This window comes from Microbulbifer maximicatervae (SeqCode) (genome assembly GCF_052467225.1).
Genome location: NZ_CP174303.1, coordinates 4,246,983 through 4,271,160, shown reverse-complemented (window position 1 = coordinate 4,271,160; position 24,178 = coordinate 4,246,983). Strand labels below are relative to the sequence as shown.

The 24,178-nt window shown below is 52.2% G+C and carries 20 protein-coding genes and 1 tRNA gene; 11 read left to right on the top strand and 10 right to left on the bottom strand.

Translation table 11 applies throughout. The features are described from left to right. The first annotated feature begins 2 nt into the window (after window positions 1–2). The 3 genes from ACJJIZ_RS18400 (at window position 3) to ACJJIZ_RS18390 (ending at window position 1,951) form a co-directional block, all read left to right on the top strand. A complete protein-coding gene (locus ACJJIZ_RS18400) occupies window positions 3–515 on the top strand; it encodes a flavin reductase family protein (RefSeq protein WP_444914400.1) in 513 nt (170 codons plus the stop codon). A 182-nt stretch (window positions 516–697) separates the two neighbouring features. Then, window positions 698–1,102, top strand: a complete 405-nt coding sequence (tnpA, locus tag ACJJIZ_RS18395) for an IS200/IS605 family transposase (RefSeq protein ID WP_444913664.1) — start codon at window positions 698–700, stop codon at window positions 1,100–1,102. 66 nt (window positions 1,103–1,168) lie between these two features. Further along, window positions 1,169–1,951, top strand: coding sequence for a sulfite exporter TauE/SafE family protein (locus ACJJIZ_RS18390; RefSeq protein ID WP_444914399.1), 783 nt, complete (start codon window positions 1,169–1,171; stop codon window positions 1,949–1,951). Window positions 1,952–2,397: 446 nt separating this feature from the next. On the opposite strand, the gene ACJJIZ_RS18385 is transcribed toward ACJJIZ_RS18390, so the two are convergent. After that, window positions 2,398–2,474, bottom strand: a tRNA-Arg gene (locus ACJJIZ_RS18385). A 365-nt stretch (window positions 2,475–2,839) separates the two neighbouring features. Between ACJJIZ_RS18385 and ftsH the strand changes: the two genes are divergently transcribed. The 3 genes from ftsH to ACJJIZ_RS18370 all read left to right on the top strand — a co-directional run bounded on the left by ftsH (window position 2,840) and on the right by ACJJIZ_RS18370 (window position 8,863). After that, window positions 2,840–4,813 carry an ATP-dependent zinc metalloprotease FtsH gene (gene ftsH / locus ACJJIZ_RS18380; RefSeq protein ID WP_444914398.1) on the top strand — a complete coding sequence of 658 codons (1,974 nt, stop codon included), beginning with the start codon at window positions 2,840–2,842 and terminating at the stop codon, window positions 4,811–4,813. 588 nt (window positions 4,814–5,401) lie between these two features. Then, entirely contained in the window at window positions 5,402–7,681 is a 2,280-nt protein-coding gene (locus tag ACJJIZ_RS18375; protein ID WP_444914397.1) for a TonB-dependent receptor, read from the top strand. A gap of 204 nt (window positions 7,682–7,885) precedes the next feature. Next, window positions 7,886–8,863, top strand: a complete 978-nt coding sequence (locus tag ACJJIZ_RS18370) for an NAD(P)H-quinone oxidoreductase (protein ID WP_444914396.1) — start codon at window positions 7,886–7,888, stop codon at window positions 8,861–8,863. A 14-nt stretch (window positions 8,864–8,877) separates the two neighbouring features. On the opposite strand, the gene ACJJIZ_RS18365 is transcribed toward ACJJIZ_RS18370, so the two are convergent. Further along, entirely contained in the window at window positions 8,878–11,178 is a 2,301-nt protein-coding gene (locus tag ACJJIZ_RS18365) for a transporter substrate-binding domain-containing protein (RefSeq protein ID WP_444914395.1), read from the bottom strand. A 73-nt stretch (window positions 11,179–11,251) separates the two neighbouring features. Next, window positions 11,252–12,604 carry an exodeoxyribonuclease VII large subunit gene (xseA, locus tag ACJJIZ_RS18360; RefSeq protein ID WP_444914394.1) on the bottom strand — a complete coding sequence of 451 codons (1,353 nt, stop codon included), beginning with the start codon at window positions 12,602–12,604 and terminating at the stop codon, window positions 11,252–11,254. Between the two features lie 174 nt (window positions 12,605–12,778). On the opposite strand from xseA, the gene guaB reads away from it, so the two are divergent. Both guaB and guaA read left to right on the top strand, forming a co-directional pair. Beyond that, window positions 12,779–14,266 (top strand): IMP dehydrogenase, encoded by a 1,488-nt coding sequence (gene guaB / locus ACJJIZ_RS18355; RefSeq protein WP_282933710.1) that lies wholly within the window; start codon window positions 12,779–12,781, stop codon window positions 14,264–14,266. A 100-nt stretch (window positions 14,267–14,366) separates the two neighbouring features. Next, window positions 14,367–15,944 carry a glutamine-hydrolyzing GMP synthase gene (guaA, locus tag ACJJIZ_RS18350; RefSeq protein ID WP_444914393.1) on the top strand — a complete coding sequence of 526 codons (1,578 nt, stop codon included), beginning with the start codon at window positions 14,367–14,369 and terminating at the stop codon, window positions 15,942–15,944. A 356-nt stretch (window positions 15,945–16,300) separates the two neighbouring features. On the opposite strand, the gene ACJJIZ_RS18345 is transcribed toward guaA, so the two are convergent. From ACJJIZ_RS18345 to ACJJIZ_RS18315, 7 genes are all read right to left on the bottom strand, one after another. Then, window positions 16,301–17,083, bottom strand: coding sequence for a TrmH family RNA methyltransferase (locus tag ACJJIZ_RS18345; RefSeq protein WP_444914392.1), 783 nt, complete (start codon window positions 17,081–17,083; stop codon window positions 16,301–16,303). Then, window positions 17,080–17,949: a Rossmann-like and DUF2520 domain-containing protein gene (locus ACJJIZ_RS18340; protein WP_444914391.1), complete on the bottom strand. Its 870-nt coding sequence runs from the start codon at window positions 17,947–17,949 to the stop codon at window positions 17,080–17,082. Before ACJJIZ_RS18340 ends, ACJJIZ_RS18345 begins: the two co-directional genes overlap by 4 nt. Beyond that, window positions 17,949–18,707, bottom strand: a complete 759-nt coding sequence (locus ACJJIZ_RS18335) for a pyridoxine 5'-phosphate synthase (RefSeq protein WP_444914390.1) — start codon at window positions 18,705–18,707, stop codon at window positions 17,949–17,951. The genes ACJJIZ_RS18340 and ACJJIZ_RS18335 overlap by 1 nt, the downstream gene beginning before the upstream one ends. A 3-nt stretch (window positions 18,708–18,710) precedes the next feature. After that, window positions 18,711–19,301, bottom strand: coding sequence for a peptidylprolyl isomerase (locus ACJJIZ_RS18330; RefSeq protein ID WP_444898217.1), 591 nt, complete (start codon window positions 19,299–19,301; stop codon window positions 18,711–18,713). 157 nt (window positions 19,302–19,458) lie between these two features. Then, the gene (locus ACJJIZ_RS18325; RefSeq protein ID WP_444896521.1) at window positions 19,459–20,139 is read right to left on the bottom strand and encodes a TIGR04211 family SH3 domain-containing protein; all 681 of its coding nucleotides are present in this window, start codon (window positions 20,137–20,139) and stop codon (window positions 19,459–19,461) included. A gap of 30 nt (window positions 20,140–20,169) precedes the next feature. Then, the gene (locus ACJJIZ_RS18320) at window positions 20,170–20,469 is read right to left on the bottom strand and encodes a YciI family protein (RefSeq protein WP_108734042.1); all 300 of its coding nucleotides are present in this window, start codon (window positions 20,467–20,469) and stop codon (window positions 20,170–20,172) included. A gap of 34 nt (window positions 20,470–20,503) precedes the next feature. After that, entirely contained in the window at window positions 20,504–21,223 is a 720-nt protein-coding gene (locus tag ACJJIZ_RS18315; RefSeq protein ID WP_282933704.1) for a VC0807 family protein, read from the bottom strand. A 196-nt stretch (window positions 21,224–21,419) separates the two neighbouring features. Between ACJJIZ_RS18315 and ACJJIZ_RS18310 the strand changes: the two genes are divergently transcribed. The 3 genes from ACJJIZ_RS18310 to ACJJIZ_RS18300 all read left to right on the top strand — a co-directional run bounded on the left by ACJJIZ_RS18310 (window position 21,420) and on the right by ACJJIZ_RS18300 (window position 24,168). Beyond that, the gene (locus ACJJIZ_RS18310) at window positions 21,420–22,376 is read left to right on the top strand and encodes a PHP domain-containing protein (protein ID WP_444914389.1); all 957 of its coding nucleotides are present in this window, start codon (window positions 21,420–21,422) and stop codon (window positions 22,374–22,376) included. Between the two features lie 92 nt (window positions 22,377–22,468). Then, entirely contained in the window at window positions 22,469–23,092 is a 624-nt protein-coding gene (locus ACJJIZ_RS18305) for an L-threonylcarbamoyladenylate synthase (protein ID WP_282933701.1), read from the top strand. 53 nt (window positions 23,093–23,145) lie between these two features. Continuing rightward, window positions 23,146–24,168 (top strand): segregation and condensation protein A, encoded by a 1,023-nt coding sequence (locus ACJJIZ_RS18300; RefSeq protein WP_444914388.1) that lies wholly within the window; start codon window positions 23,146–23,148, stop codon window positions 24,166–24,168. Window positions 24,169–24,178: the final 10 nt, after the last annotated feature.

Here is a 24,178-nt window from a genome sequence, read left to right as displayed (position 1 = left end):
CCATGTCACTTTCCAGTACAGCCATAGAACCGTTGCGCTTTCGCGAAGCACTGGGGCATTACGCCTCCGGTATTACCGTGATCGCATCGCACTGTGAGGGTGAGCCGATAGGCTTCACCTGCCAGTCGTTTTATAGCGTATCGATGAACCCGCCATTAGTGTCATTCAGCGTTATGTCGAGTTCGTACAGCTACCCCAAAATTCGCCAGGCAGGCCGATTTTCAGTCAATATCCTGTCGGATGATCAGGTCAAGATTTCCAACCAGTTTGCTCGTCAAGGCGCGGACAAATGGAGCGAAGTTGAATGGCAGGAATCGCCGCTGGGGAATCCCATTATCGCCGGCAGCCTACACTGGCTTGACTGTGAAATTCATGCTGAACACGCTGCGGGAGATCACCTGATTGTGATTGGTGAGGTGAAGGCGTTAAACCTACAAAAAGCTGCTGCAAGGCAGCCACTTCTGTATTTCAAAGGTCAATATCGCAACCTTACTGCGGTGCCCCCAGCCGGGTAATACATGTGAGCAACGGGTTGCGGGCATGCGGCCCCATCGCCTGCCTCCAGAAGAAACCCGCATTAATTAACAGTTAGGTAAACCACCGCCTCTGGCGGTGAGACTTGACAGGGCTCTGCCGTTCCGGCGTGCAGAGTAAAAATATGGCCTCCATGAACCGGCAAGTTCTATAAGGGGGCCATATGCGAGATTGGCAGTGCCAAGCTTACGTGAAACATTATTGCAGGTACCACGTGGTGTTTGTGCCCAAGTATCGAAAGAAAGCGTTATTTGGGACATTAAGGCGGGAGATTGGAGCAATATGTCGAGACTTATGTCGTCAAAAGGGCATTGAGTTGGTCGAGGAGTACGCAATGAAGGATCACATCCATATGTTGTTAATGATTCTTCCGAAGTTCAGTGTTTCCAATACGATTGGGTTTCTGAAAGGGAAATCTGCGATCCAGATATTTCGGAAGTACAAGCATGTACAGAGAAATTTCACAGGAAGACACTTTTGGGCTCGGGGCTACTGTGTGAGTACATCAAAAATCAAGAGGTTGAAGAGCGCCGCCAAGAGCAGATGCGACTGGCAGGGTTGTAACTAGCCCCCTCTGGGGGCTTTCACCATACCACCCGCTATGCGGGTGGTTGCTGATTAATTCGAGGAATTTATGGAATTTCTACTCTACCTGCTGCTAGGAGCTGTGGCTGGGGTGCTGGCCGGCTTGTTTGGCGTTGGTGGTGGCATCATCATCGTACCCGTGCTGGTATTTAGTTTTACTGCCCAGGGTATCGATCCGCATGTGCTGACCCACCTGGCTGTGGGCACTTCGCTAGCGACTATTGTCTTTACTTCGATTAACTCGGTTCTGGAACATCAGCGCAAAGGCGCGGTGCTATGGCCAACTTTTGCCTGGATGAGTCTGGGTATTCTTCTCGGTGCAAGTCTCGGCTCGTTCACAGCGGCAGCTATCCAGGGGCCGGTACTGCAAAAGATTATTGGTGTATTTGCTATCACCATTGCCATTCAAATGGCACTGGAACTTAAGCCCAAGGCCAGTCGCGTTGTTCCCGGCAAGTTGGGACTGACAGCAGCCGGCGGGGTGACAGGCTGGGCCTCAGCCATCTTTGGCATCGGTGGCGGCACGCTGACGGTACCCTTTCTAACCTGGCGCAGCGTGCCGTTGCAGCAGGCAGTGGCAACTTCCTCAGCTTGTGGTTTGCCGATTGCTGCCGTTGGCGCTCTTAGTTTTATGGTTATTGGTTGGCAGCAACCTGAACTGCCCCAGTGGAGTTTTGGTTTTATCTACCTGCCAGCCATGGTTGGTATCGCCATCACCAGCATGTTCTTCGCCCGTTTTGGAGCGCGCCTGGCTCACAAGTTATCTCCGCGATTGCTTAAGCGCTTGTTTGCCTTGCTGTTGCTCTGCGTGGGTGGGAGTTTTCTACTTTGAGGCATCAGTGAATTGCAGTCTATCGATTGTTATCTCGGTGTAGGCGCAGCTGCAAAAGTGGAGGGGGGCTTCAACCCTCTTCCAAATGCGATCGGGCCTAAGTGAAGAGCATTAACTCCTAACTTTCTTTTGTGTGTCGAAATCTCTAGTCGAGCACAGGACCCTAGCGAAATGAAAATGGATTGACGTATCTGGAGGTTGCACAGTTGGTGCAATTGCTCCCGCTGACTGATGTGCGTATATCTATCCGCTGTATGGAACGAATGAAAGAGATTGTTTCTAACTCTGCTGGGTCATTCAAGTTGTTTGTGATTGCTTAAAGTGAATGGGGGTTGCTGGGGTGGGGTGAGGCCGCGAAGAATAAATTGTGCAAAGAGCAGTTTGGCATTAGCTGCTCTGCAACAAAAAAGGGCTTACGTCGTGAGACGTAAGCCCTTTTCTTTGTATGGCGCGCTCGGGAGGATTCGAACCTCCGACCGCCTGGTTCGTAGCCAGGTACTCTATCCAGCTGAGCTACGAGCGCGTCGTTATGGGTGCGAACTATAGAGAGTTGATTCGTTGCCGTCAACCTCTTTTTGGAAAAAATCCTTAAAAATCCGCAACTTATCGAGTTTCTGGGCCCCTCTGGGAGCGGTCGACCAGTCTCGACAGGGCGCGAATTCTGCCGTGCCTTTCATCAATTTGCAAGCCTTACTTTGAAAAATATGCCTTGGGTACCGATTGCGCCAGCTATCCAGGGGCGAGGCATTAAATTCCTCGGTGTGATTGGCGGCGAACTATACTCATTACTCTACCGGGATTTCGATGATTCGCACCTTTTCCATTGCCCACTGCCAAGTCCGGTCTATCGTCCGGCGGCAGGCTTCTCCAGAGATATAGTGAGAAAATATGGCGGACGAGCAGGACCAAGAGCGAAAGCTGCCGCAGGGGGAGTCTCCTTCACCGCCATCGGGAAAGCCGGTTCCGCAAGGGCCGCTGAATTGGCTCCAGTACTTCCTGTGGATTTTCCTTTTAATACTGACTGTACAGTACTGCACTAACGGACAGCTTTCTGGCAAGCAGACTGAGCTAGCTTACAGTGACTTTAAGAAAGAGGTCGCCGAAGGCAAAGTTGCCAGCGTGGTTATCGAGGGGGATAGAGTCAGCGGCACTTTTAAGCCAGAGGCGAGCAAAGTGCCGGCGCCAAACACTGACGAGAAAGAAAAAAAGGCTCCACCGCCGGAGCACTTCACAACCATTTTACCTTCCGTTCAAGACCCCGAACTGCTGCCCCTGCTGGAAAAGGAGAAGGTGGAAATCCTGGCAGAGTCCCCGGGAGGGGGCTTTATGCAGCGGATGTTGATTCTGCTTCTACCCTGGATACTGATTATTGGGCTCCTGGTTTGGATGGGGCGGCGAATGCAGGAAAAGATGGCCAGTGGGGCTCCCGGCAGTCCCTTCGGTTTTGCTCGATCACCAGCAAAGCGGTTTGAGCGCAGTGAGTCCCAAGTGACTTTCGATGATGTTGCCGGGTTGGCAAATGCGAAGAAGGACCTGCAAGAAGTGGCGGGGTACCTCAAGAACCCGGAGCACTATCGCAAGCTCGGAGCGAAGATCCCCCGGGGCATTTTACTGATGGGCCCTCCCGGCACTGGCAAAACCCTGATGGCGAAAGCGCTGGCCGGTGAGAGTGAAGCGCCATTTTTCAGTATTAGTGGCTCTGAGTTTATTGAGATGTTTGTAGGGGTGGGCGCTTCCCGTGTGCGGGATATGTTTGCCGAAGCCAAGAAAGATGCCCCTTCAATTATCTTTATCGATGAGATTGACTCCGTCGGCCGGGCGCGGGGAACGGGTGTTGGTGGCGGACACGATGAGCGGGAGCAGACGCTCAATCAGATCCTTGGTGAGATGGATGGCTTTGATCCCCAGGAAGCGGTGGTGGTGGTTGCGGCAACCAACAGGCCCGACGTTCTCGATGCGGCGCTACTAAGACCGGGGCGCTTTGACCGAAAAATTACTCTGGACCTTCCAGACAAGGCCGCACGCAAGGAAATTCTTGAGATTCATTCCCGCGATGTCCCATTGCACGGCAAGGTGGATCTGGAGCGGCTCGCGGCCCTGACCGCGGGTTTTGCCGGCGCGGATCTGGAAAACCTGATTAATGAGGCCGCACTGTTGGCGGGGCGAGAAGATAAGTCTGCGGTGGATATGGATTGTTTATTGAGGGCGAGGGATAAAGTGGTTCTCGGTGGCGAGCGCGAAATGGTTATCAGTGAAGAGGACAAGCGGATTATCGCCTACCACGAAGCGGGACATGCGCTGGTAGCAACGCTATTGCCCAATGCAGATCCTTTGGAGAAGGCAACTATTATCCCCAGGGGACACAGTCTCGGCGCTACCGAGCAGATTCCCACCGAAGAACATCACAGTATGCAGGTCAGTTACCTCCGCGATCGTATCGGCGTAATGCTTGGGGGGAGGGTCGCTGAGCGGGTGGTGTTCAAGGAGGTGAGCACTGGTGCTGAGGCAGATTTAAAGCAAGCGACGCGACTGGCCCGTCACATGGTGACGCACTGGGGGATGAGCGAAAAATTAGGTCCCGTTGCTTTCCGCCGGGGAGAGGAACATATATTCCTGGGGCGCGAGATGGCCCAGCAGAAGGACTTCAGCGAACACACCTCAGAGATTATTGATGACGAAATTATTGCTTTGATCAGCGGTATTGAGATGAAAGTAGATCAGTTGCTGACAAAAAATCGCAAAAAATTAGATGCATTGGCTGGGGCTCTTTTGGAAAAAGAAACCCTCGATGCAGCGGAAATAAATGAAATACTTTCCCATGTGGCTGCGGGTGGTGATGACACATCTATTGCGCCGAAATAGCTCCTGGCTTTAATGGAAATTTATTTTCCAGGCGGACCCATTGGTCAAATTTAATGTATTTAAATGTACCAGGTTAATTGAGTTTATTAGTTTTGAATTGCCGGTAACCTGAAATATCGAAGGGCATTTTCAGGCTGAACTAAAAGAGCTGAGAGTGTAATAATTTAAAATAGACAAAAAGTTTTGTGTTTTTGGGGTGGTTTAGATACATATTGTCATTGGCTTTTTTGAAAATAATCAATTTTCTATGTAATAGGGCAACTTAGGGTATCGCCCTTAAACAGTGCATAATTTTATTTTTTCCATTCCCTTTAATTTTTTTCTTCAAGTTGAAAGAACTTTCCAGACTAATTGAGTTATTTTTACAGACATTTACGTTAAATAGACTTCCACACACGGTTGTGAGCCTGTAACCTGTCCATGTCACAGATTCACTACGAAATCTGTGCCTCTTTATCAGCGCGGTCTTGAATCGGAGCTTCACTTAGTCGGAGCCTCTTAATAGAGGTAGAGCGGTGGAGCCAGGCAGTACCGATTGCGATAAGTCCGTTGTTGTACATAAAAAAAATAAAACAATGGAGAGAAAACATGGGAAGTCCGTCAAAACCCAAGCAGCACTCTGCTCTGCTTTCCGCCTGTTCCGTAGCAACTCTTTGGTTAGCCAGTGGTATTAGCCCCAGTTATGCCGCAGAGGGAGCAGTCGGCACCCTTATGGAAGAAGTGCAGGTAACAGCCCGTAAGCGTGCAGACGCAGAATTACTTCAGGATGTTCCGGTAGCGGCAACCGCCTATTCCGGTGACCAACTGGAGGCTCTACAAACTAGGGATTTACAAAGCCTTTCTTTCAAAATGCCCAATGTCCAGCTGGAGGATGTGGGTACCGTAAAAAATACGGCAAACTTCACTGTGCGCGGTCTTGGAGTGAATAGCTCTATTCCATCAATTGATCCCACAGTAGGGGTCTTTGTCGATGGTATGTACCTCGGTGTGAATGCGGGTGTTGTTACCGATGTGTTTGACCTGGAGGGTATCGAAGTTCTCCGTGGTCCGCAGGGCCTGCTATTTGGTCGTAATGTTACCGGTGGTGCTGTCGTAGTTAAAACAGCGCGCCCAACTGATGAATTCTCTGCTCGCGTCAAGGTGTCAACAACGGATAATCTGGATGTGGTGACTGCGGGTTCAATTAATGGTGCCATCTCTGACGATGTTAACGGCCGTCTGACCGTTTACTACAACGATGACCGTGGCTGGTTCGAAAATGTTGCCACCGGCAATGATAATGCCGGTGCCTCTGACAGCTGGTTTATTCGCCCTAGCTTTAGTGTTCAACTCAATGAAACGGCAGAGCTGCTTGTGCGGATGGAGCACGGGCGCATGGACTCCGATGGGGTGGTTGCGCAAAACCGGGGTTATGCAAGTTATGAGATACCACTAGGAGATGGGAGCTATCAGTACCCCAGTGCCACTGAGTGGGCTGAGTGGGCAGGAATTTTGGGCTGGGATAACAGTGAGGATTCCTTTGAAGTAGCCCAGGACGAAGAGGGTTATCAAAAAGACGAGTGGTCCCAGATCATTACTGAGTTCAATAAAGACGTTGAATTCGGTGATGGCACCATCACAAATATCCTGGCTTGGCGTGAATATGAGGCGCGGGGTTTGGGGGATATTGATTCCCTGCCTATTGTCGGTTTCCATGCGGACTCAAGCGTAGATCAGAGCCAGTTGAGTAACGAGTTGCGCTATGCCGGCCGTTTCGGTCGCACGGCCATCACTGCCGGTGTCTATTGGTTCTCTCAGGATGTGACCTACCTGGAAAATCGTTTGCTGGCCGATGGTGAGGGCGGCACTATCGATTGGACCGGTGGTGGTGTGCAGGATCACAGCACTTATGGATTATTTACCCAGGCTGATATCGACCTGAACGAGGCCTGGGTGTTGACCCTGGGTGGACGCTACTCGAGTGAGGAAAAAGACGCAAAGATTGCCTCTATCCCGCTGAATTACTGCACCCTAAGTGGTTGCTCTAACTACGATCTTGATGATAGTGAAAGTTGGAGTGCGTTCACTCCCAAACTGGGCCTGCAGTGGACGGTTTCCGATGAAACTCAGCTCTACACCTTCTGGACCAAAGGCTTCCGCAGTGGTGGCTACAACTTCCGCAATACAAGTTGGAACTTCAAGCCCGAGGCAACTGACCAGGAAGAGCAGAGCAGCTTCGAAATTGGTGCCAAGGTAGACTGGCTTGATGGCCGACTGCGCACCAATATGGCGGTGTTCCACAATAGTATTGACAATATGCAGCGGGAGGAGAATTTCTCCTCCCCTGAGGCTGGGGTGGTACAGGTTATCCGCAACACCGCAGATGCGACAATTCGTGGTGCTGAATTGGAGACCATGGCTGCGCTCAGTGAAAACCTGCTGCTTACCTTCAACGTGGGCTATGTAGATGGCGATTACGATAAAGTACTCGGTGACCTGAATGGTGACGGCTTTGTGGATGATGAAGACCTGGGTCTTGAGATCCCACGCCTGGCGCCATGGACTTATGGTATAGGGTTAGTGCACGATTTGTCTCTAGGTTCCTACGGAACAATCACCTCCCGCATTAACTACAATCATCGCGATGAAGCACCTTATACGGATGATAACAAGGGTATGCTGTCTGAAGTAGAAATGGTGGACTTTAGTATCGGTTATACTGCGGATAGCGGCCAATATACAGTTTCTATATTCGGCAAAAATATGCTTGATGAAGTTACTGAGGGTAATGATACGCAGCTACCAGTTAACCTTGGTGGTATCGGTGCCAGCTTTACCCCGCTAAATAAAGGTCGTGTTATGGGGGTTGAGTTTATTTACGAACTCTAATCTCGGCTGAGAATTTGCTGCTTAGAGAAAGTTATTTTTAAGTCAGCAGACTTCGAAACGGCCAGTTCCTTTTCGCAATTAAATGTTGTGATGGGGCTGGCCGTTTTTTATTGGGTTGCGTGTTGAGTAAAAATTGCTTGATGATTTTTGGTACTCTTGTGTCGATAGTGTGGCAATAAAAGTGAACCTATAAAGGGGAAAAATATGCGGTTTATTGATCTGCCTACATTTGGTGGGCCTGAAGTCATGCAATTGCAGGAGATGGATAAGCCTGCTCCCGGCGCAGACGAAGTCCTTATCCGTGTAGCCGCAGCTGGGGTTAATCGCCCTGATATTGTGCAGCGCCAAGGGCATTATCCGGCACCTCCCGGAGCATCGCCGGTATTGGGGTTGGAAGTGGCTGGTGAGGTTGTTGAAGTTGGGGAAAAAGTTGTGCGCTGGCAGGTGGGAGATAAAGTTTGCGCCCTGACCAATGGTGGAGGTTACGCAGAGTTTGCAATAGCTCCAGAGGGGCAATGCCTCCCGGTCCCCGAAGGCCTTAGTCTTATTGAGGCAGCTGCATTGCCGGAAACTTTTTTCACCGTATGGACTAATGTATTTGACCGCGCCGGTTTAAAACCGGGCGAGGTGATTTTAATCCATGGTGGTTCCTCTGGCATTGGTACCACGGCGATCCAGCTGGCCCATCAATTGGGAGCCCGGGTTTTCACTACTGCGGGAACAGAAGATAAATGCGCAGCCTGTGTGGCTTTGGGAGCGGAGAAGGCGATTAACTATCGGGATGAAGATTTTGTCTCCGTTGTGCGCGAGATGACTGATGATCACGGAGCTGATGTTATCTTGGATATGGTGGGCGGTAGCTATATCAATAGCAATATTCGTGTGGCCGCAAACGACGGCAGAATCGTAAATATTGCCTACCTGGCTGGCGCTAAAGTAGAAGTAAATATGATGCCGGTGATGTTGAAACGACTTACATTGACCGGCTCAACTCTGAGGGCACGCTCGCCAGAAGCGAAAGCCGGTATTGCGAAATCGCTGGAACAGAAGGTTTGGCCGCTGATTGAAGCGGGTAAAGTGCGGCCGCAACTAGCCGCTGAATTTCCGCTGCAGCAGGCGGTTGAGGCCCATAAATTACTGGAGTCCGGCACTATCACCGGAAAAATCGTTTTAACCTTGTGAGGGCTTGTGGCTGCCTAGGGCGAGGAGTAAGTGGGCATCCGCTGAATAACGCCCTCAGGCACATCCCCGGGTTCACAATAGATTTTGCCGGGCAGGCGCTGTAGAGGTGGGCGGACTGTCACATCATCGCTCATCATTTCCACATAGGCTTTGTAGAGGTTGCTGATATTGCGTACATACTGCACGGGCTCAGAGCCTCTCACATAGCCGTATCTAGCCCGTTTAAAGTACTGGGGCTGGGCCAGTTTCAGCATGGCGACTTCCACATTGTCGAACCACACATTGGGATCCAGTCCCAGTTCTTTAGCCAGCCGCTGGGCATCGAGTAAGTGGCCGTATCCTGCATTGTAGGAAGCGAGAGTAAACCAGAGTTTATTTACGGTTGGCAAAGCGGGATTAAAGCGATCGCGCACCCAATCCATATATTTTACCCCCGCTTTAATACCTCTTTCAGGTTCGAACAGCGGCGGAGGAAATCCCATTTCCTCGGCTGTGGCAGGCATTACCTGCATCAATCCCTGCGCGCCAACTGGAGATACGGCTTTAGGGTTGAAATTGCTTTCCTGCCACATCTGCGCGACGATCATGCGCCAATCAAAATCGTATTTAAAGGCGGATTCCTTCACCAACTCATCGTAAGGAGAGAGGTTTTCTCCCGGTATTACCCGGGAACTTACTCGCTGGGTAAATCGTTTGTTCGGCTCAAAATAAGCCTGGTATTGTTTTTGATATTGGCTCGTTTTTCTGTAATTTTTCAAAAACTTATTCAAGTTCTGTAGCAGGTGCCAATTTTGTCTTAATACCATCCAGCCCTGTGGACGCGGGTCACCGATAAGAGTTCCGAGTACCAGTTGTGGCTGAACGGATGCCTCAATCTTGGCTCGACCGGAGTGGGATATAGTCGCATCTACCAGCCCGTCGGCGATTAATGAGAAGATTTGTGACTGGGAAATATCTGGCGGCGCCACACGGATATCGACATCAATACCTGCTTCTTTCAGTGTTTCAGCGGTTTCAATAAATGATGAATAGGCGCGCAGGGTTAATTTGCGGCCATTAAGATCCTGAATCTGGGTAATAGGGGGGCTGCCTTTACCACTGACGATCTGGTCTGTGGATTCGACATAGGGCTTGGTGAATACCATGCCCTGGTCTTCACGGGCACTGGTAATATTGAGTTCGGCCCCGGCAAAGTCACCGCGACCCGCCCTCAGCCAGTCGGCAAGGTCTTCTTCGTAGGGGACAACAATAACCTGGAGTTGGAGTTTGTGCTTATTGGCAAAAGCCTGGGCCAGGTCGTAGTCAAACCCCATTAATACCCCTTTCCATAAGAAATAGGTTGTCGGCCCGTTATAAGTGAGTAGCCTGATTACTCCAGATTTTTTAATACCCTTCCAATCGGTAATGCGTTCTTCCTGGGATTTAACCAGGTTGCGGGTCAAAAAATTATCGAGAGTGGTATGCAGGCGTTTGGAGTCTTTGCGTACGCCCCAGGCAATATTTTGTACTTCAGATACATCTGCACCAATCCGCATGTCATCGCGGTAATTGCGCAAATCCTGGGCTGAAAAATCTTCCAAAATAGCAACACGGTTCTTTTGGCCATTAATGATATCCAGCAAGGTATCTCGGTTACCATTAATATCAATTTCTCGAATAGTTAGGTTTGAGTTTGGATTTTCGGCAACAAGTTGCTCTGCAGTTTCTTTAATAGAGGAGCCGGCGGGGATAATAAATTCCAGGTCCTTTAATTTGTTCGCATCTGAAATATCTGGACCCTCAGGACCAGTGACGAGTACTAACCGCGAATGGCGGAGAGGAACCGTGAAGTCAATAATTTCTTCACGGGCGTCAGTGACAGTCAGGTTATAGGCAATTACATCTGCCTGGCCATCGATCAGCATTTGCACCGCGTCATCGGGCGTTTCAGCTTTTATCCACTTGGGTTCCAGCTTTAACTGTTTGGCCAGTTTGTTGGCCAGTTCGAAGTGACGGAGACTCACCACATCGTCACGAGGTAACAGGTCCTCGGAAGCACCGGTTAGATTAACGAACCGAATTGTGCCGTGTTTTCTTATGTCCCTAAGGTCACCGGTTTCGATGTAGTTGACTTGCTGTTCTTTAGCGGGGGTTACTTCAGGCAGTTGCCCTGATCGCTTGTCGGCATCCTGCGCTTCGGCAGCTGACATGGTGACTGATTCGGCTACTCCAGAATCACGCTCTGGTTCCGTGCAGGCTGCAAGGGCAAGCAGTAGTACTGAAAGTAGTATCAAGGTCCACTGGTTGAGGTGGATAGCAGTAGATTCACTATCCATATATTGCTCCGAAGGCACTCTACCTCAACCATTATAGTGTCGCTTGATTTGCGCCCTTTAATTGTTAAAGAAATCAGTTTTCGATGGTTTTAACTTCTGCAGTGAAGTTCCCTTTGGCCAGCTTAATATGGACTTGCTGGTCGGTATCCAATTCTGAACTATCGCGAATTGCGCGATTTTCTGAATCCAGAACAATGGCGTAGCCTCGCTGCAATACTGCCAGAGGACTGATGTTTTGTAGTAATTGGGCCCCGTGGGAGAGTTTGTCACTGCCGCGCTGTAATATCAGTTGCATCGCACGCTCCAGGTTTCCCTTGAATTGAATTAACTGCTTTCGACTATTGTCGAGTCGGCGTGTCGGCAGGTTGTGGGCAAAAGCTCTGGAGGCGGAATCCAATTGGGATTTGCGACTTTGGATTTGTTGTTGGCAAGCTGCTACCAGGCGCATCTCCAAATGATCCAGCCGTTGGGCTTGGTTGAGGAGCTGCTCCTTGGGATGGCGCAAACGGTTGCGTCGCAATTGAACCTGTTGAGATAAATGCTTCAGTTGGTTGTCCATGGCGCGGTGTAATCTGCGCTGGACCTGGTCAAGCCGCTGTAAAATTTCTGCAGCATTGGCGCTGGCTATTTCCGCTGCGGCAGAGGGGGTGGGGGCGCGCAGGTCTGCGGCTAAATCTGCAATAGTCGTATCGGTTTCGTGGCCGACTGCAGAAATAGTGGGAATAGGGCTTGCGGCCAGTGCGCGGGCGACAATTTCTTCATTAAAAGACCACAGGTCCTCCAGGGAGCCTCCGCCGCGACCGACAATTAATAAATCGTGGCGACCACTGCGGCCCGCTTTTTCAATCGCTGCCGCGATTTGCTGAGCGGCCCCCTGGCCTTGAACGGCTACGGGCCAGATTTCAATTTGTGCAGAAGGGTGTCTCCTGCCCAATACGTGAATCATATCCCGTATTGCCGCGCCTGTCGGCGAAGTGACAATGCCGATATTGGTTGGCAAAAACGGAAGAGAGCGTTTTCTGCTTGTTTCAAACAGGCCCTCGGCATTCAGTTTTGCTTTGAGCTGTTCCAGCTGGCGCATCAGGGCGCCAAAGCCGGCCTCCTCCATATGCTCAACGATTAGCTGAAATTCTCCGCGCCCTTCGTACAGGCTCACCCTGGCCCTGATTAAAACCTCGCGACCATTTTGCGGCCGAAAGGCGACACTGCGATTGCGACCGCGAAACATGGCGCAGCGCACCTGGGCCCGCGCATCTTTAAGGCTAAAATACCAGTGCCCGGAGCTGGGCATGGAAAAATTGGAAATCTCCCCACTGATCCATAGAAGGGGCACACTGCTTTCCAGAAGATGTTTAACTTCCCGATTCAGGTCACTTACCGACAGCACGCTACGCTTGGCATTTTGACTAGGGGGAATTGTCTGCATCGGTGAATCTCGTCGGGCGTATTGGGCGGAGCAATATTGCAGTATCGCCCTTGTAGGTAAAGAGCTTTACTGTACAAATCCGTTTTTCTGCAAATTGATGTTTGCGCTTTGGGCGCGTAGAGGTATAATCGCGCCGATACCCAATCCCGCCCATTCGAGGTTTGAGTGTCAACAATGTCTGAATCCAATCTGCGCATCGCGCGCGAAGCCCTCACTTTTGACGACGTCCTACTTGTGCCCGGATATTCCGAGGTCACGGCCAAGGATGTGAGTTTAAAAACCCAACTCTCCCGCAACATTACCCTGAACATCCCCATTGTGTCCGCTGCTATGGATACGGTGACGGAAGCTCGCCTGGCCATTGCGTTGGCCCAGGAAGGGGGTATCGGCATTATTCACAAGAGTATGTCGATAGAAGAGCAAGCTCTTGCCGTTCGCGCGGTGAAGAAGTTTGAAGCCGGTGTTGTAAAAGACCCTATTACTATTGAGTCCGATGCCACTGTGCGCGAGTTGATCGCGCTGACCAGTCACCACAATATTTCCGGTGTACCGGTAATGGATCGTGGCGACTTGGTAGGTATCGTTACCAGCCGCGACGTTCGCTTCTTAACTGATCTCGACGTCAGTGTCGCCAGCATCATGACGCCGAAAGAGCGTCTGGTGACGGCCCACGAAGATGCGAGCCCCGACGAAGTCCGCGAACTGCTGCATAAGCACCGTATCGAAAAGGTACTGGTGGTTAACGACAACTTTGAGTTGCGCGGCCTGATCACTGTTAAAGACTTTAACAAAGCAGAGCAGTACCCGAACTCCTGTAAGGATTCCGACGGTCGCCTGCGCGTGGGCGCGTCTGTGGGTACCAGCCCGGATACCGATGATCGCGTAGCTGCATTGGTAGAAGCCGGCGTTGATGTGCTGGTAGTAGATACCGCCCACGGCCACTCCCGCAACGTGATTGAGCGCGTGCGCCGCATTAAGGAAATGCACCCCCAGGTGGATGTGATCGGTGGCAACATCGCTACGGCTGACGCAGCGCGTGCACTGGTTGAGGCCGGTGCGGATGCGGTTAAAGTGGGTATCGGCCCCGGTTCTATCTGTACCACCCGCATCGTAACGGGTATCGGCGTACCCCAGGTGACGGCAATTGCAGAGGTTGCCACGGCCCTTAAAGAATTCGGTGTGCCCATGATCGCCGACGGTGGTATCCGTTACTCCGGCGATATCTCCAAGGCAATTGTTGCCGGCGCCTCATCAGTCATGATGGGTTCCATGTTCGCAGGTACCGAAGAGGCGCCGGGCGAAGTTGAGCTCTATCAGGGTCGTACTTACAAGTCCTATCGCGGGATGGGTTCTCTCGGTGCTATGTCTCGCACCCAGGGTTCTTCCGATCGCTATTTCCAGGATGCGAGTAAGGGCGCTGAAAAACTGGTACCGGAAGGTATCGAAGGTCGAGTGCCTTATAAAGGCCCGCTGTCAGCCATTGTTCACCAGATGATGGGTGGTTTGCGTTCAGCTATGGGTTACACCGGCAGTGTCGATATCGAGACCATGCGCACTCGTCCTGAGTTTGTGCGGGTCACGGCAGCCGGTATGGGTGAGTCCCATGTTCACGACGTTCAAATTACCAAAGAAGCCCCCAACTATCCGGTGGGCCGACGCTAAGCCTTCGACCTTCTCCAGGTGAAAAAATTTAGACGGAACAAGCAGCAAACGGACCTTTAAGGTCCGTTTGCCGTTATTTAATCCAGTTATCGAGTAAGTCATGAGCCAAGATATCCATTCCAGCCGAATACTCATTCTCGACTTCGGGTCCCAGTACACACAATTGATTGCCCGCCGTGTCCGCGAGCTGGGCGTATTTTCTGAAATTCGCGCTTTCGATATGACCGAAGAGGAAATTCGTGAGTATCAGCCCAAGGGCATTATTCTCGCCGGCGGCCCCGAGTCGGTACCGGAGGAGGGCTCCCCGCGTGCGCCGGAAGCGGTTTATAACCTGGGCGTGCCGGTACTGGGCATTTGCTATGGCATGCAGACCATGGCCCATCAGCTTGGAGGTACCGTACAGGGTAGCGATATTCGCGAATTTGGCTATGCCCAGGTAAAAGTTGAAGGCCAATCCAACCTGTTGAGCGATATCAAAGATCATATCGCTGATGATGGCAGTTCCCTACTGGATGTTTGGATGAGTCACGGCGACAAGGTAGTGGCGATGCCTGAGGGCTTTGAACTGCTGGCTTCCACTGATTCCTGCCCAATTGCCGGTATGTACAACGCTGAGAAGAATTTCTTCGGTGTACAGTTCCACCCGGAAGTGACTCATACCCTGCAAGGCATGCGTATTTATGAGCACTTTGTGATTGATATTTGCGGGTGTGAGAAGCTCTGGACTCCCGCGAACATTATTGAAGACTCTATTGCTAAAGTCCGCGATCAGGTGGGCGAGGGCAAGGTGCTGCTCGGTTTATCCGGTGGTGTCGACAGCTCTGTGGTAGCCGCTTTGCTGCACAAGGCTATTGGCGATCAGCTGACCTGCGTATTTGTAGATAATGGCCTTCTGCGTAAAAACGAAGGCGACCAGGTAATGCAGATGTTCGCCGACAATATGGGCGTCCGGGTTATCCGTTCTGATGCGGAAGAGGATTTCCTTGGGCGCCTCCAAGGTGAAAAAGACCCTGAAGCCAAGCGCAAAATCATTGGTAATACCTTTATTGAGATTTTTGATCGCGAAGCTTCCAAGTTACAGGAGGTGAAATTCCTGGCTCAGGGCACTATCTACCCAGACGTTATTGAGTCTGCCGCCGCAAAAACCGGCAAGGCACATGTGATTAAGTCTCATCACAATGTGGGCGGCCTGCCGGAGGATATGCAGTTTGAGCTGGTAGAGCCTCTGCGTGAACTGTTCAAAGACGAGGTTCGTAAGATCGGCCTGGAGCTGGGCTTGCCTTACGACATGGTTTACCGTCACCCCTTCCCGGGACCGGGTCTGGGCGTGCGGATTCTCGGTGAGGTAAAGCGGGAATATGCCGATATTCTGCGAGAGGCGGATGCGATCTTTATCGAGGAGCTGCACAACGCCGATTGGTATCACAAAACCAGCCAGGCCTTTGCCGTATTCCTTCCGGTAAAATCTGTGGGTGTTGTCGGCGATGGCCGCCGATATGAATACGTGGTAGCTCTTCGCGCGGTAGAGACTGTGGACTTTATGACAGCGCGCTGGGCGCATCTCCCCTATGAGCTGATTGAGAAGGTCTCGAACCGCATTATCAATGAGATAGAGCACATCTCTCGTGTGGTCTACGACGTTTCCAGCAAGCCTCCCGCGACAATTGAGTGGGAGTAACTGCAGAATCGAGAGGGGGTGCTTAGCACCCCTTTCTTTTTTTGTTTTGGGCTTCGCGTCTCATTTTCCACAGCGGCCCCTTCTCTCTATTCGATCTTTAATTGGTACGGATTGTCGCTAAACGCTTAGCTAAGTTTTCTCTAACTCGTTGATTTTTTGAGCGTTTCCCAGGTTGTTTATTTTTTCTTCATATTGTCACAAAGACCAAATGGCGGGCCTTTGCGGCCTACTACTCTAAGTTAGCCACAGAGATATCCACAGAATCTGTGGGTAGTGGATAATCCTGGATAGGTTGGGATTGAACCCGTGGGATAAGTTGAGGGAGTGGGAGGAGGGTACCTCCCACAAGGGCAGAGTTAGATTTCTCGACGGAAGCTAATTAGTGCGGCCGTGACCGCCACATTCAAGCTTTCCACACCGTTTTGCATGGGGATACGTACCAGTTCATTGCACTGAGCTGCGACGGCATCGCTAACACCGTGGGTTTCATTGCCCAGCACAAAAATTGTGGAGACTTTACTGGAGACCTCTTTCAAGGTGGTTCGGGCGTGGGATGACAGCCCACAAACCTGAGCCCTCGCTTTGCGGAACTCCCCCAGGGTGGCTGCCAATTTGTCACAGCGCAAAATCCGGGTTTTAAACAGGGTGCCTGTGCTGGCTTTGATAACGAGGGGGTCTATTTGTGCACAGCCTTTCTTTGGCAGGATGATTCCATCGATGCCGCCGGCACAGGCTGAGCGAATAATCATGCCCAGGTTTTGAGGGTTGGTTATGCCATCCAGGGCCAGAAGTTCATAGGTGTTTTGGTGCTCTGGGGCTGCAACCTTCTGTAAAAAGTCCTCTGCTCTGCCGTAGTGAGGCAGGGCCAGGTCGAGGGCTACACCTTGGTCCTGACGGGAATTCTTCGAAATCCGGGACAGGCCCTTACGATCCCAGTAAGCAATTTCAATCTGACGCTCTTCCGCCAGGGTTTCCATTCGCTGGATTAGCTGGTCGCGGCGGTTGCTGCTGGCCAGATGTAATTTATGGACGGGTACAGATAAATCCTCGAGAGCCTCGAGCACAGGCTTGCGCCCATAAATTGTCAGGAGGCTATCGAAGAAGGCTTTTTTTTCCAGGTATTCGGAGGAGTCTTTCACCGCGTTGGCTCACTCAGCAGTTCGATCAATCTGGCTGCGCTCTCAGGTGAGAGCGAGCCGCGCCGCGCCAACTCTACACAGGCGAGGCCCAGATGGCGATAGCAAAGTGCCAGTTGGCTATCTACTGAAGCTAGGCTTTCCACCTGGGCGCCAACGGTTTCCACATCCCCCCTGGCAATGGGACCTGTCAGCGACCTCTCTGGTCCCAGCGTCAAATTGTTTTGCAGAGTCTGTGAAACAATCGGCGCCAACAGGCGAAGAGCACTGTCCCGCTCTATGCCAGCGGCTGCAAAGCTTTGTAAGCTCAGGTCCATCAGGGTGGTGAGGTAGTTGGAGGCGATCACTGATCCAGCGTGGTACAGAGACTTGTTAAGGGGATCAATAGCCAGTGTTTCACAGCCAATGGCTGCAAAAGCAACAGAAATAACCTCTACTGCATGACTATCCCCTTCGACAGCGACGCTGGTTTTGGCAAATGTTTGCAGCGAGGTTTCCGGTTCGGCAAAACTGTGAACCGGGTGAGCGCTGGCAATCAGGGCGGGTCTCAATGGGGCTAGTTCTTTAGAGCTGAGAGCGCCACTGCAGTGGAATATAATAGTGCGCTCGTCGACCAGCCCGCTATCGGCAAGTCTCTGCGCAAATATAGCGATTTCACTATCGATACAACCAATCAGCCATAGGTCTGCTGACGGCATTGCTGAGAGGGAATCAACAGCATTGCCTGCACCGATAAATCGACAGGCACTTTGTCCACTCTCGAGACTGCGGTTATAAATTGACTGCACCCCAAATACACCGCTCTCCTGCCACAGCCGCCCCAGGGTTTTACCAAGGCGACCTGCGCCAATAATATTGAGGCTTTGCATCAGCTACCAGCGAGGCAGTCGACGTAGGCGTTAACGGCATTCTCCAGGCCCATGCTGATAGCATCGACAGTAAAGGCGTGGCCTATGGAGACTTCCTGCAAGCCCGGTAATGTGCGATAGCGCGGTAGGTTAACCAGGTTGAGGTCATGGCCGGCATTAATCCCCAGCCCCAACTGATGTGCGTGCTCAGCGGCGGCACAGTGGGCAGAAAAAATTGTTTCCAGCTCTGGGCTCTGTTTGGTTACGGCTTCGGCGTAGGGGCCTGTGTAGAGCTCAATACGGTCAGCACCGACCTGTTTGGCCAGGCTGATTTGGTCCAGGTCTGGATCCATAAACAGGCTGACACGTATCCCGGCATTTTTAAGTTGATCAATTATCGGAACTAATCGATCTCCATCTTGCTTGAGGTCAAAGCCGTGATCAGACGTGAGCTGATCATTAGTGTCGGGAACCAAAGTGCATTGGTCTGGTTTGGTTTCCAAAACCAGCGGTATGAGGCCGGGGTAGTCCCCCAGGGGAGCGGCGAAGGGGTTGCCTTCAACGTTGAATTCTATGTTTTTGCGGCTGGCGCAGAGTTCTGCCAGGTCGCGCACGTCGCCGGGGCGAATATGTCGTTGGTCTGGACGGGGGTGTACGGTCAGCCCCTGGGCTCCGGCGTCGAGGCAAATGCGCCCGTGGGCGACCACATCGGGAAAGTTGCCTTCGCGGGAATTGCGAATTAAGGCGATTTTATTGAGGTTTACACTGAGAGCTATCACTGCTTATTCTCCCTTGCTGTGTTCAGCGACACTGTTGTCGCTGGAGGTAACTCGTTTTGCTGAAAGTATGCGGATTGGAATGTTGGGGGCCTCTGGGTGTTGGCGATAGAGGCCGCGGGGTTCCTGTTCGATTTTTTCTACGATATCCATACCCTCGATAACCTTGCCAAAAACCGCGTAGCCAGGCTTGTTCTCGCTGGCATCCAGGCGGGTGTTATCGACCAGGTTTATAAAAAACTGAGACGTGGCGCTATCGGGGTTGTTGGTCCGTGCCATGGAGAGAGTGCCGCGCAGGTTTTGCAGTCCGTTAGCTGATTCATTAGCGATAGCGTCGCGAGTTTCTTTCTTCTGGAAGTCGAAAGTGAAGCCCCCAGCCTGGACGACAAATCCTGGCACAACGCGGTGAAAAATAATGCCATCGTAGAAGCCGCTATCGGTATAGGTGAGGAAATTCTCTACTGTGACAGGAGCTTTCTTGGGGAACAGCTCGACGCGAATAATGCCCAAGTCGGTCTTAAGCTCCACCTGAGGGTTTTGAGCAAATATTGGAAGACTGAACAGAGTACAAAAAAGAAAAGTGAGTAACTTACGCATCATCCGTGTCCTTTGAATGTCCGGGGTCAATCGGTTTACTACTGTGTCAGCGTATGGCTAAAGAGAAAGGATAAATATTTGGGTATCGCTGCCTGCGGGGTGCTTCTCAGCACTCCCGCAGTCGTATAGTAAGCGATTTTGGTTGTAGCGAGGGAGATCAGTTGGCCCACTCGGAATTGCGTTTGCGCGGGCGCACATGGGGGGCAATCATCGCCAGAATAGCGCCTAATGCAACGGATAGGGCACCATACAATTGCCATTTGCGGGCATCGCTACCGGACAGGCGCTGAATTTCCGCTTCCGCCATGCTTTTTTCCTGTTTCAGCAACTCGTACTGATGCAGAAGCTTTTGATGGCGATCGTTGAGCGAAATTGCGTCGGCAGAAAGGGACTTCAGGCTTTTGAGTTCGGCGGCCAATTCCTGGCTCTGCTGCTGGGCAGAGGTCAGGGCGCTATTCAGTTCGCCGTTTTCTGTCTCCAACCGGCGAACTTCTCCCCCCAGATTACCTTCCATTTTTTCAAAGCGGGCCAGGTTGGCTTCTGCGGTTGCCAGCTTTAGTTTTGCCACGGGCTCACTGACAAGGTATTGGCGTCTGATCCAGCCCTCAGTGCCGTTGGGGGTGCGCACTTTTGCCCAGCCGTCCGAGGCGGCATCTTCGAGTAGAGCCAGCTCGGTACCACTGGCCAGGCCGCGGTGCAGAATCCGGAATTCATTGCCTTTGCCAGAGCGCATGGGCACGTGAAGTTGGTCGGTAATATAGCGGGTCTCCGCTGCAAGTGCTGCTGGCGCTGAGTTCAACAGCGCTACAGCGAGCACACCGGACAGTAATTTCTTCATTGTGATGCAGCTTGTTAGTTAGAGTTTTTATCAGGGCAGTACAAGCTTGTAGGGCTTGACTGTAACCGATGCATAGACGCCAGCTTCGATATAGGGGTCACTGTCAGCCCAGGCTTTGGCCTCTTCCAAAGAGGGGAACTCAGCAATTACCAGGCTGCCGGTAAAGCCAGCTTCACCGGGCTCTTCGCTGTCGATGCTGGGGTTTGGGCCGGCGGCCAGGAGACGGCCTTCATCTTTGAGAAGGTTGAGTCGGGCCAAATGACCGGCGCGGGCTTTTTTGCGTAAAGGGAGACTATCGCTAACATCTTCACTGATGATTGCGTACCACATTGTTTTTAATGCTCTTGTTAGTTTTTTTAAGGTGTTATTGCGCAACCATCACTTCTTCCAGTTTCAACCCGGTCAGCTTGCCGATACGGGAGAATAGGAAAAAGAGTGCACCCATCAGAATCAGGGTTGATGGGATCGCAATAACCAGATATCCATAGGCGGTCATTTCGCCAAGTTCGGTGTTATAGGCCTCTGTGCCCGGCGGGCTGGTGACGATCATTTTGGCGAGAATGTAATTCAGTGCCGAGGAGAAAAAGAATGACCCGGCAACGATCCATGAAGTCTGGCGCAAGGTGCGGTCGAAGGCTGGCTGGTTACCATTGGCCTGTAATGACTCGGCGATCTTTGTCGTATTCAGGATTTGATCGTTGTAAAGCAGGGTTTTGACCAGCGGCCAGCGGGTGTAAACGGATAGTGCCGTTGCAACACCCAGTAGGCCAGGGATTGCAGCTTCCTTAATCGCAATATACTGCGGGTCCAGCTTGAGCAAGCTGATGCCGCCAGTGAGCAGGATGCCAATAAACCCGAGGGCTGAGAAGAAATTGACCTTGCCCAGGCGCAGCAGGTCGCGAAGGCCATAACCCAGTGGGAAGGCCAGGGCCACTATCAATGCCCAGGTTGGGCCCAACCAGTCATCCCCGGAAAGCTTGGTCAGTATCAATGTCGGAATAATGACATTGAAGGCGATATTGCTGAGAAACCCTTCCTTTTTAGGCTTCTCGGGAGATGTCGTGGTCGAATTCGTTTCGGTCATACTCAATTCCGGTGATAATGCCCGCTGGAAACTGATGGGGTTGATAGCCCGTTCAATTTCCCCGCTGACAAAACTACTGTCAGACTTCGGCCCTGGCGAGTCACCTGTGAGTGACTGCTAGTTCGGGCCTTATCCCTGAAAACGCCGAGTGCCGCATAGACAGCGCAATAGGGCGATTGTTCCTGAAAAGACGGATATGGCGATCTTTTTCATCGTCGAACTGAGTGAGAGCCTGTTGTTGAAGACCCTTTCAGCCGATTTGAATACAGACCTGGTAGATCTGCACTGCCACAGTACCGCGTCTGACGGTATTTTAAGTCCTGCGCAGCTGGTGTCGAGAGCGAAATCCCAAGGTGTGACGATGCTCGCCCTGACCGACCACGATACGGTGGATGGTGTGCCTGAGGCTCAACAGGAAGGTGACTGTTTGGGCGTAGATGTGGTGGCGGGGATTGAGTTCTCCAGTCTTTGGGGGCGCAGACCCGTACATATTGTAGGCCTGAACATCAATCCCGAATCGGGGCCTTTGCAAGAAGCCATTCAGCTGCGTGAGCAGTTGCGCGAGGAGCGGGCAGAGCGTATCGCGGAGAAGCTGGAAAAACGCGGCTTTAGCGGTGCCTTGGAGGGTGGACGTGCCCTGGCGGGCGACTCGGTACTGGGTAGGCCCCATTTCGCACGATGGCTGGTGGAAGCTGGGCATATAGATGATACGGGTAAGGCATTTAAGCGCTACTTGGGTGCCGGCAAGGTGGGGGATGTGCGGGTCGAGTGGCCCCAGCTGGGAGAGACTATCGCCACTATTCACCAGGCCGGTGGCTGTGCGGTATTGGCTCATCCCCTCAAGTATGGATTGACCCGCACCCAGTTATTGCGATTGTTGGGGGCATTTCTGGAAGATAAAGGAGATGCTGTCGAATTGTTGTGCGGTCGGCAGAACCCGACACAGACGAGGGAGTTGAGGAAACTACTATTCTCAGCTGCGGAAGCGGCGGGCAAATCAATGCCATATTGCTCTCTTGGCAGCGATTTTCACCAGCCGGAGCAGCCCTGGCGTGAATTGGGTTGTGTCAGGTTGCCCGCAGACGTCGAGCCGGTGTGGAATCTGTGGCACACTCTGCACCGGGAACAGCGGGGTCACGTTTCGCTGCCCTAATTCCGGCTTGTGAATTGGGGGCCATCGTCCGGCTTTAAGCCTGGTGGATGGCAGTGAGGTATTTTCAATCGGTAAGGCTTTTGGGGGGCTTTGTGGCGCAGTTTTTTCAGATTCATCCGGATAATCCTCAAGGCCGCCTGATCACTCAGGCAGCAGAGATCGTCGCCCAAGGGGGCGTTATTGTTTTTCCCACCGATTCAGCTTACGCCATAGGCTGTCGACTGGGAGAGAAGCTGGCGGTTGAGCGCATTCGAGGAGTGCGCCAGCTGGACAAGCAGCACAACTTCACATTGATGTGCCGAGACCTATCGGAGCTGGCGACCTATGCGAAGGTCGACAACCAGATGTTTAGGCTGTTAAAGAATCATACGCCGGGTTCCTATACCTTTATTATGCCGGCGACCGCCGAGGTGCCGCGCAGGTTAATTCACCCTAAGCGCAAGACCATCGGTATTCGCGTGCCGGATAATCCCATCGCCCTGGCTCTGATTGAAGAATTGGGCGAGCCGTTGATGAGCTGTAGCCTGATTATGCCCGGCGAAGAGCAGCCCCTAACCGAACCTTACGATATCCGCGATACCCTGGAGCACCAGGTGGAATTGGTTATCGATGGCGGTTTCTGCGGGTTGGAGCCCACCACCGTGATCGACCTGACGGGTGATGAGCCCCAACTGATTCGTCAGGGATGTGGGGCAACTGACGAAATACTCGGCTGAAAGCTGCGGCGCCGTGTATAATCGCGCGTTTGCACGATTGAGGGTGGGGCAGGGTGTCCAGTGATGAGTTACTAGCAGAGGTCGAGGAGCAAGTGCTGGCCGAGGTTGCGGCGAGCGATGATGAAGCTCCTGCCCAGGCTGGCGATGCGGAATCGCAGGGCCAGGACTCGGATGAGGATTCCCCCCTGGCTTTGGTGCAGGGCGAAATCTTTAACGACCTCCCGCAGGATCTCTTTATTCCACCAGATGCTTTGGAAGTTGTTCTGGAGGCTTTCGAGGGGCCTCTGGATCTCCTGCTATACCTGATTCGCCGCCAAAACCTGGATATTCTCGAGATCAACGTCTCCGACATTACCCATCAATATATGGCGTATGTGGAGATGATGACGGCAATTCGCTTTGACTTGGCCGCCGAGTATCTGGTAATGGCCGCTATGTTGGCGGAAATAAAGTCGCGGATGTTGTTGCCGCGACCGCCTGAAGCGGAGGAGGAAGAGGGCGAGGACCCCCGCGCGGCTCTGATTCGCCGTTTGCAGGAGTATGAGCGTTTCAAAACTGCGGCTGAGGATCTCGATGAAATCCCCCGTGTTGGCCGGGATGTCCATCAGGCCAATGCAGAGGCTCCCGATCGCAGCATCACACGCCCCGACCCTGAAATTGACTTGAAAGAAGTCCTGGTCGCCCTGGCTGATGTGCTGCGGCGTGCGGATATGTTTGAGAGCCACCAGGTTGAGCGGGAGAAATTGTCCACCCGCGAGCGTATGACCCAGGTGCTGGATAAGATCCGCCACGGCCAGTTTGTGCCCTTTGTAAGCCTGTTTACCGTTGAGGAGGGTCGCCTCGGTGTCGTAGTGACCTTCCTGGCAGTGATGGAGCTGGTAAAAGAGTCACTGGTGGAGCTGGTGCAGAATGAAGCTTTTGGCCCGATCCACGTACGCGCTCGCGCTGCTACCCACAGCAGTGAAAGCGAAGACGGTGCTGACAGCGAGCCTGAGGATCAGATTCTCGAAGAGGTTGAAGATCCAGAGGACGCTATAGAGGCCTCGGATAAAGCGTCGGAAATGTATTCGAGTTAGAAAATAGAAG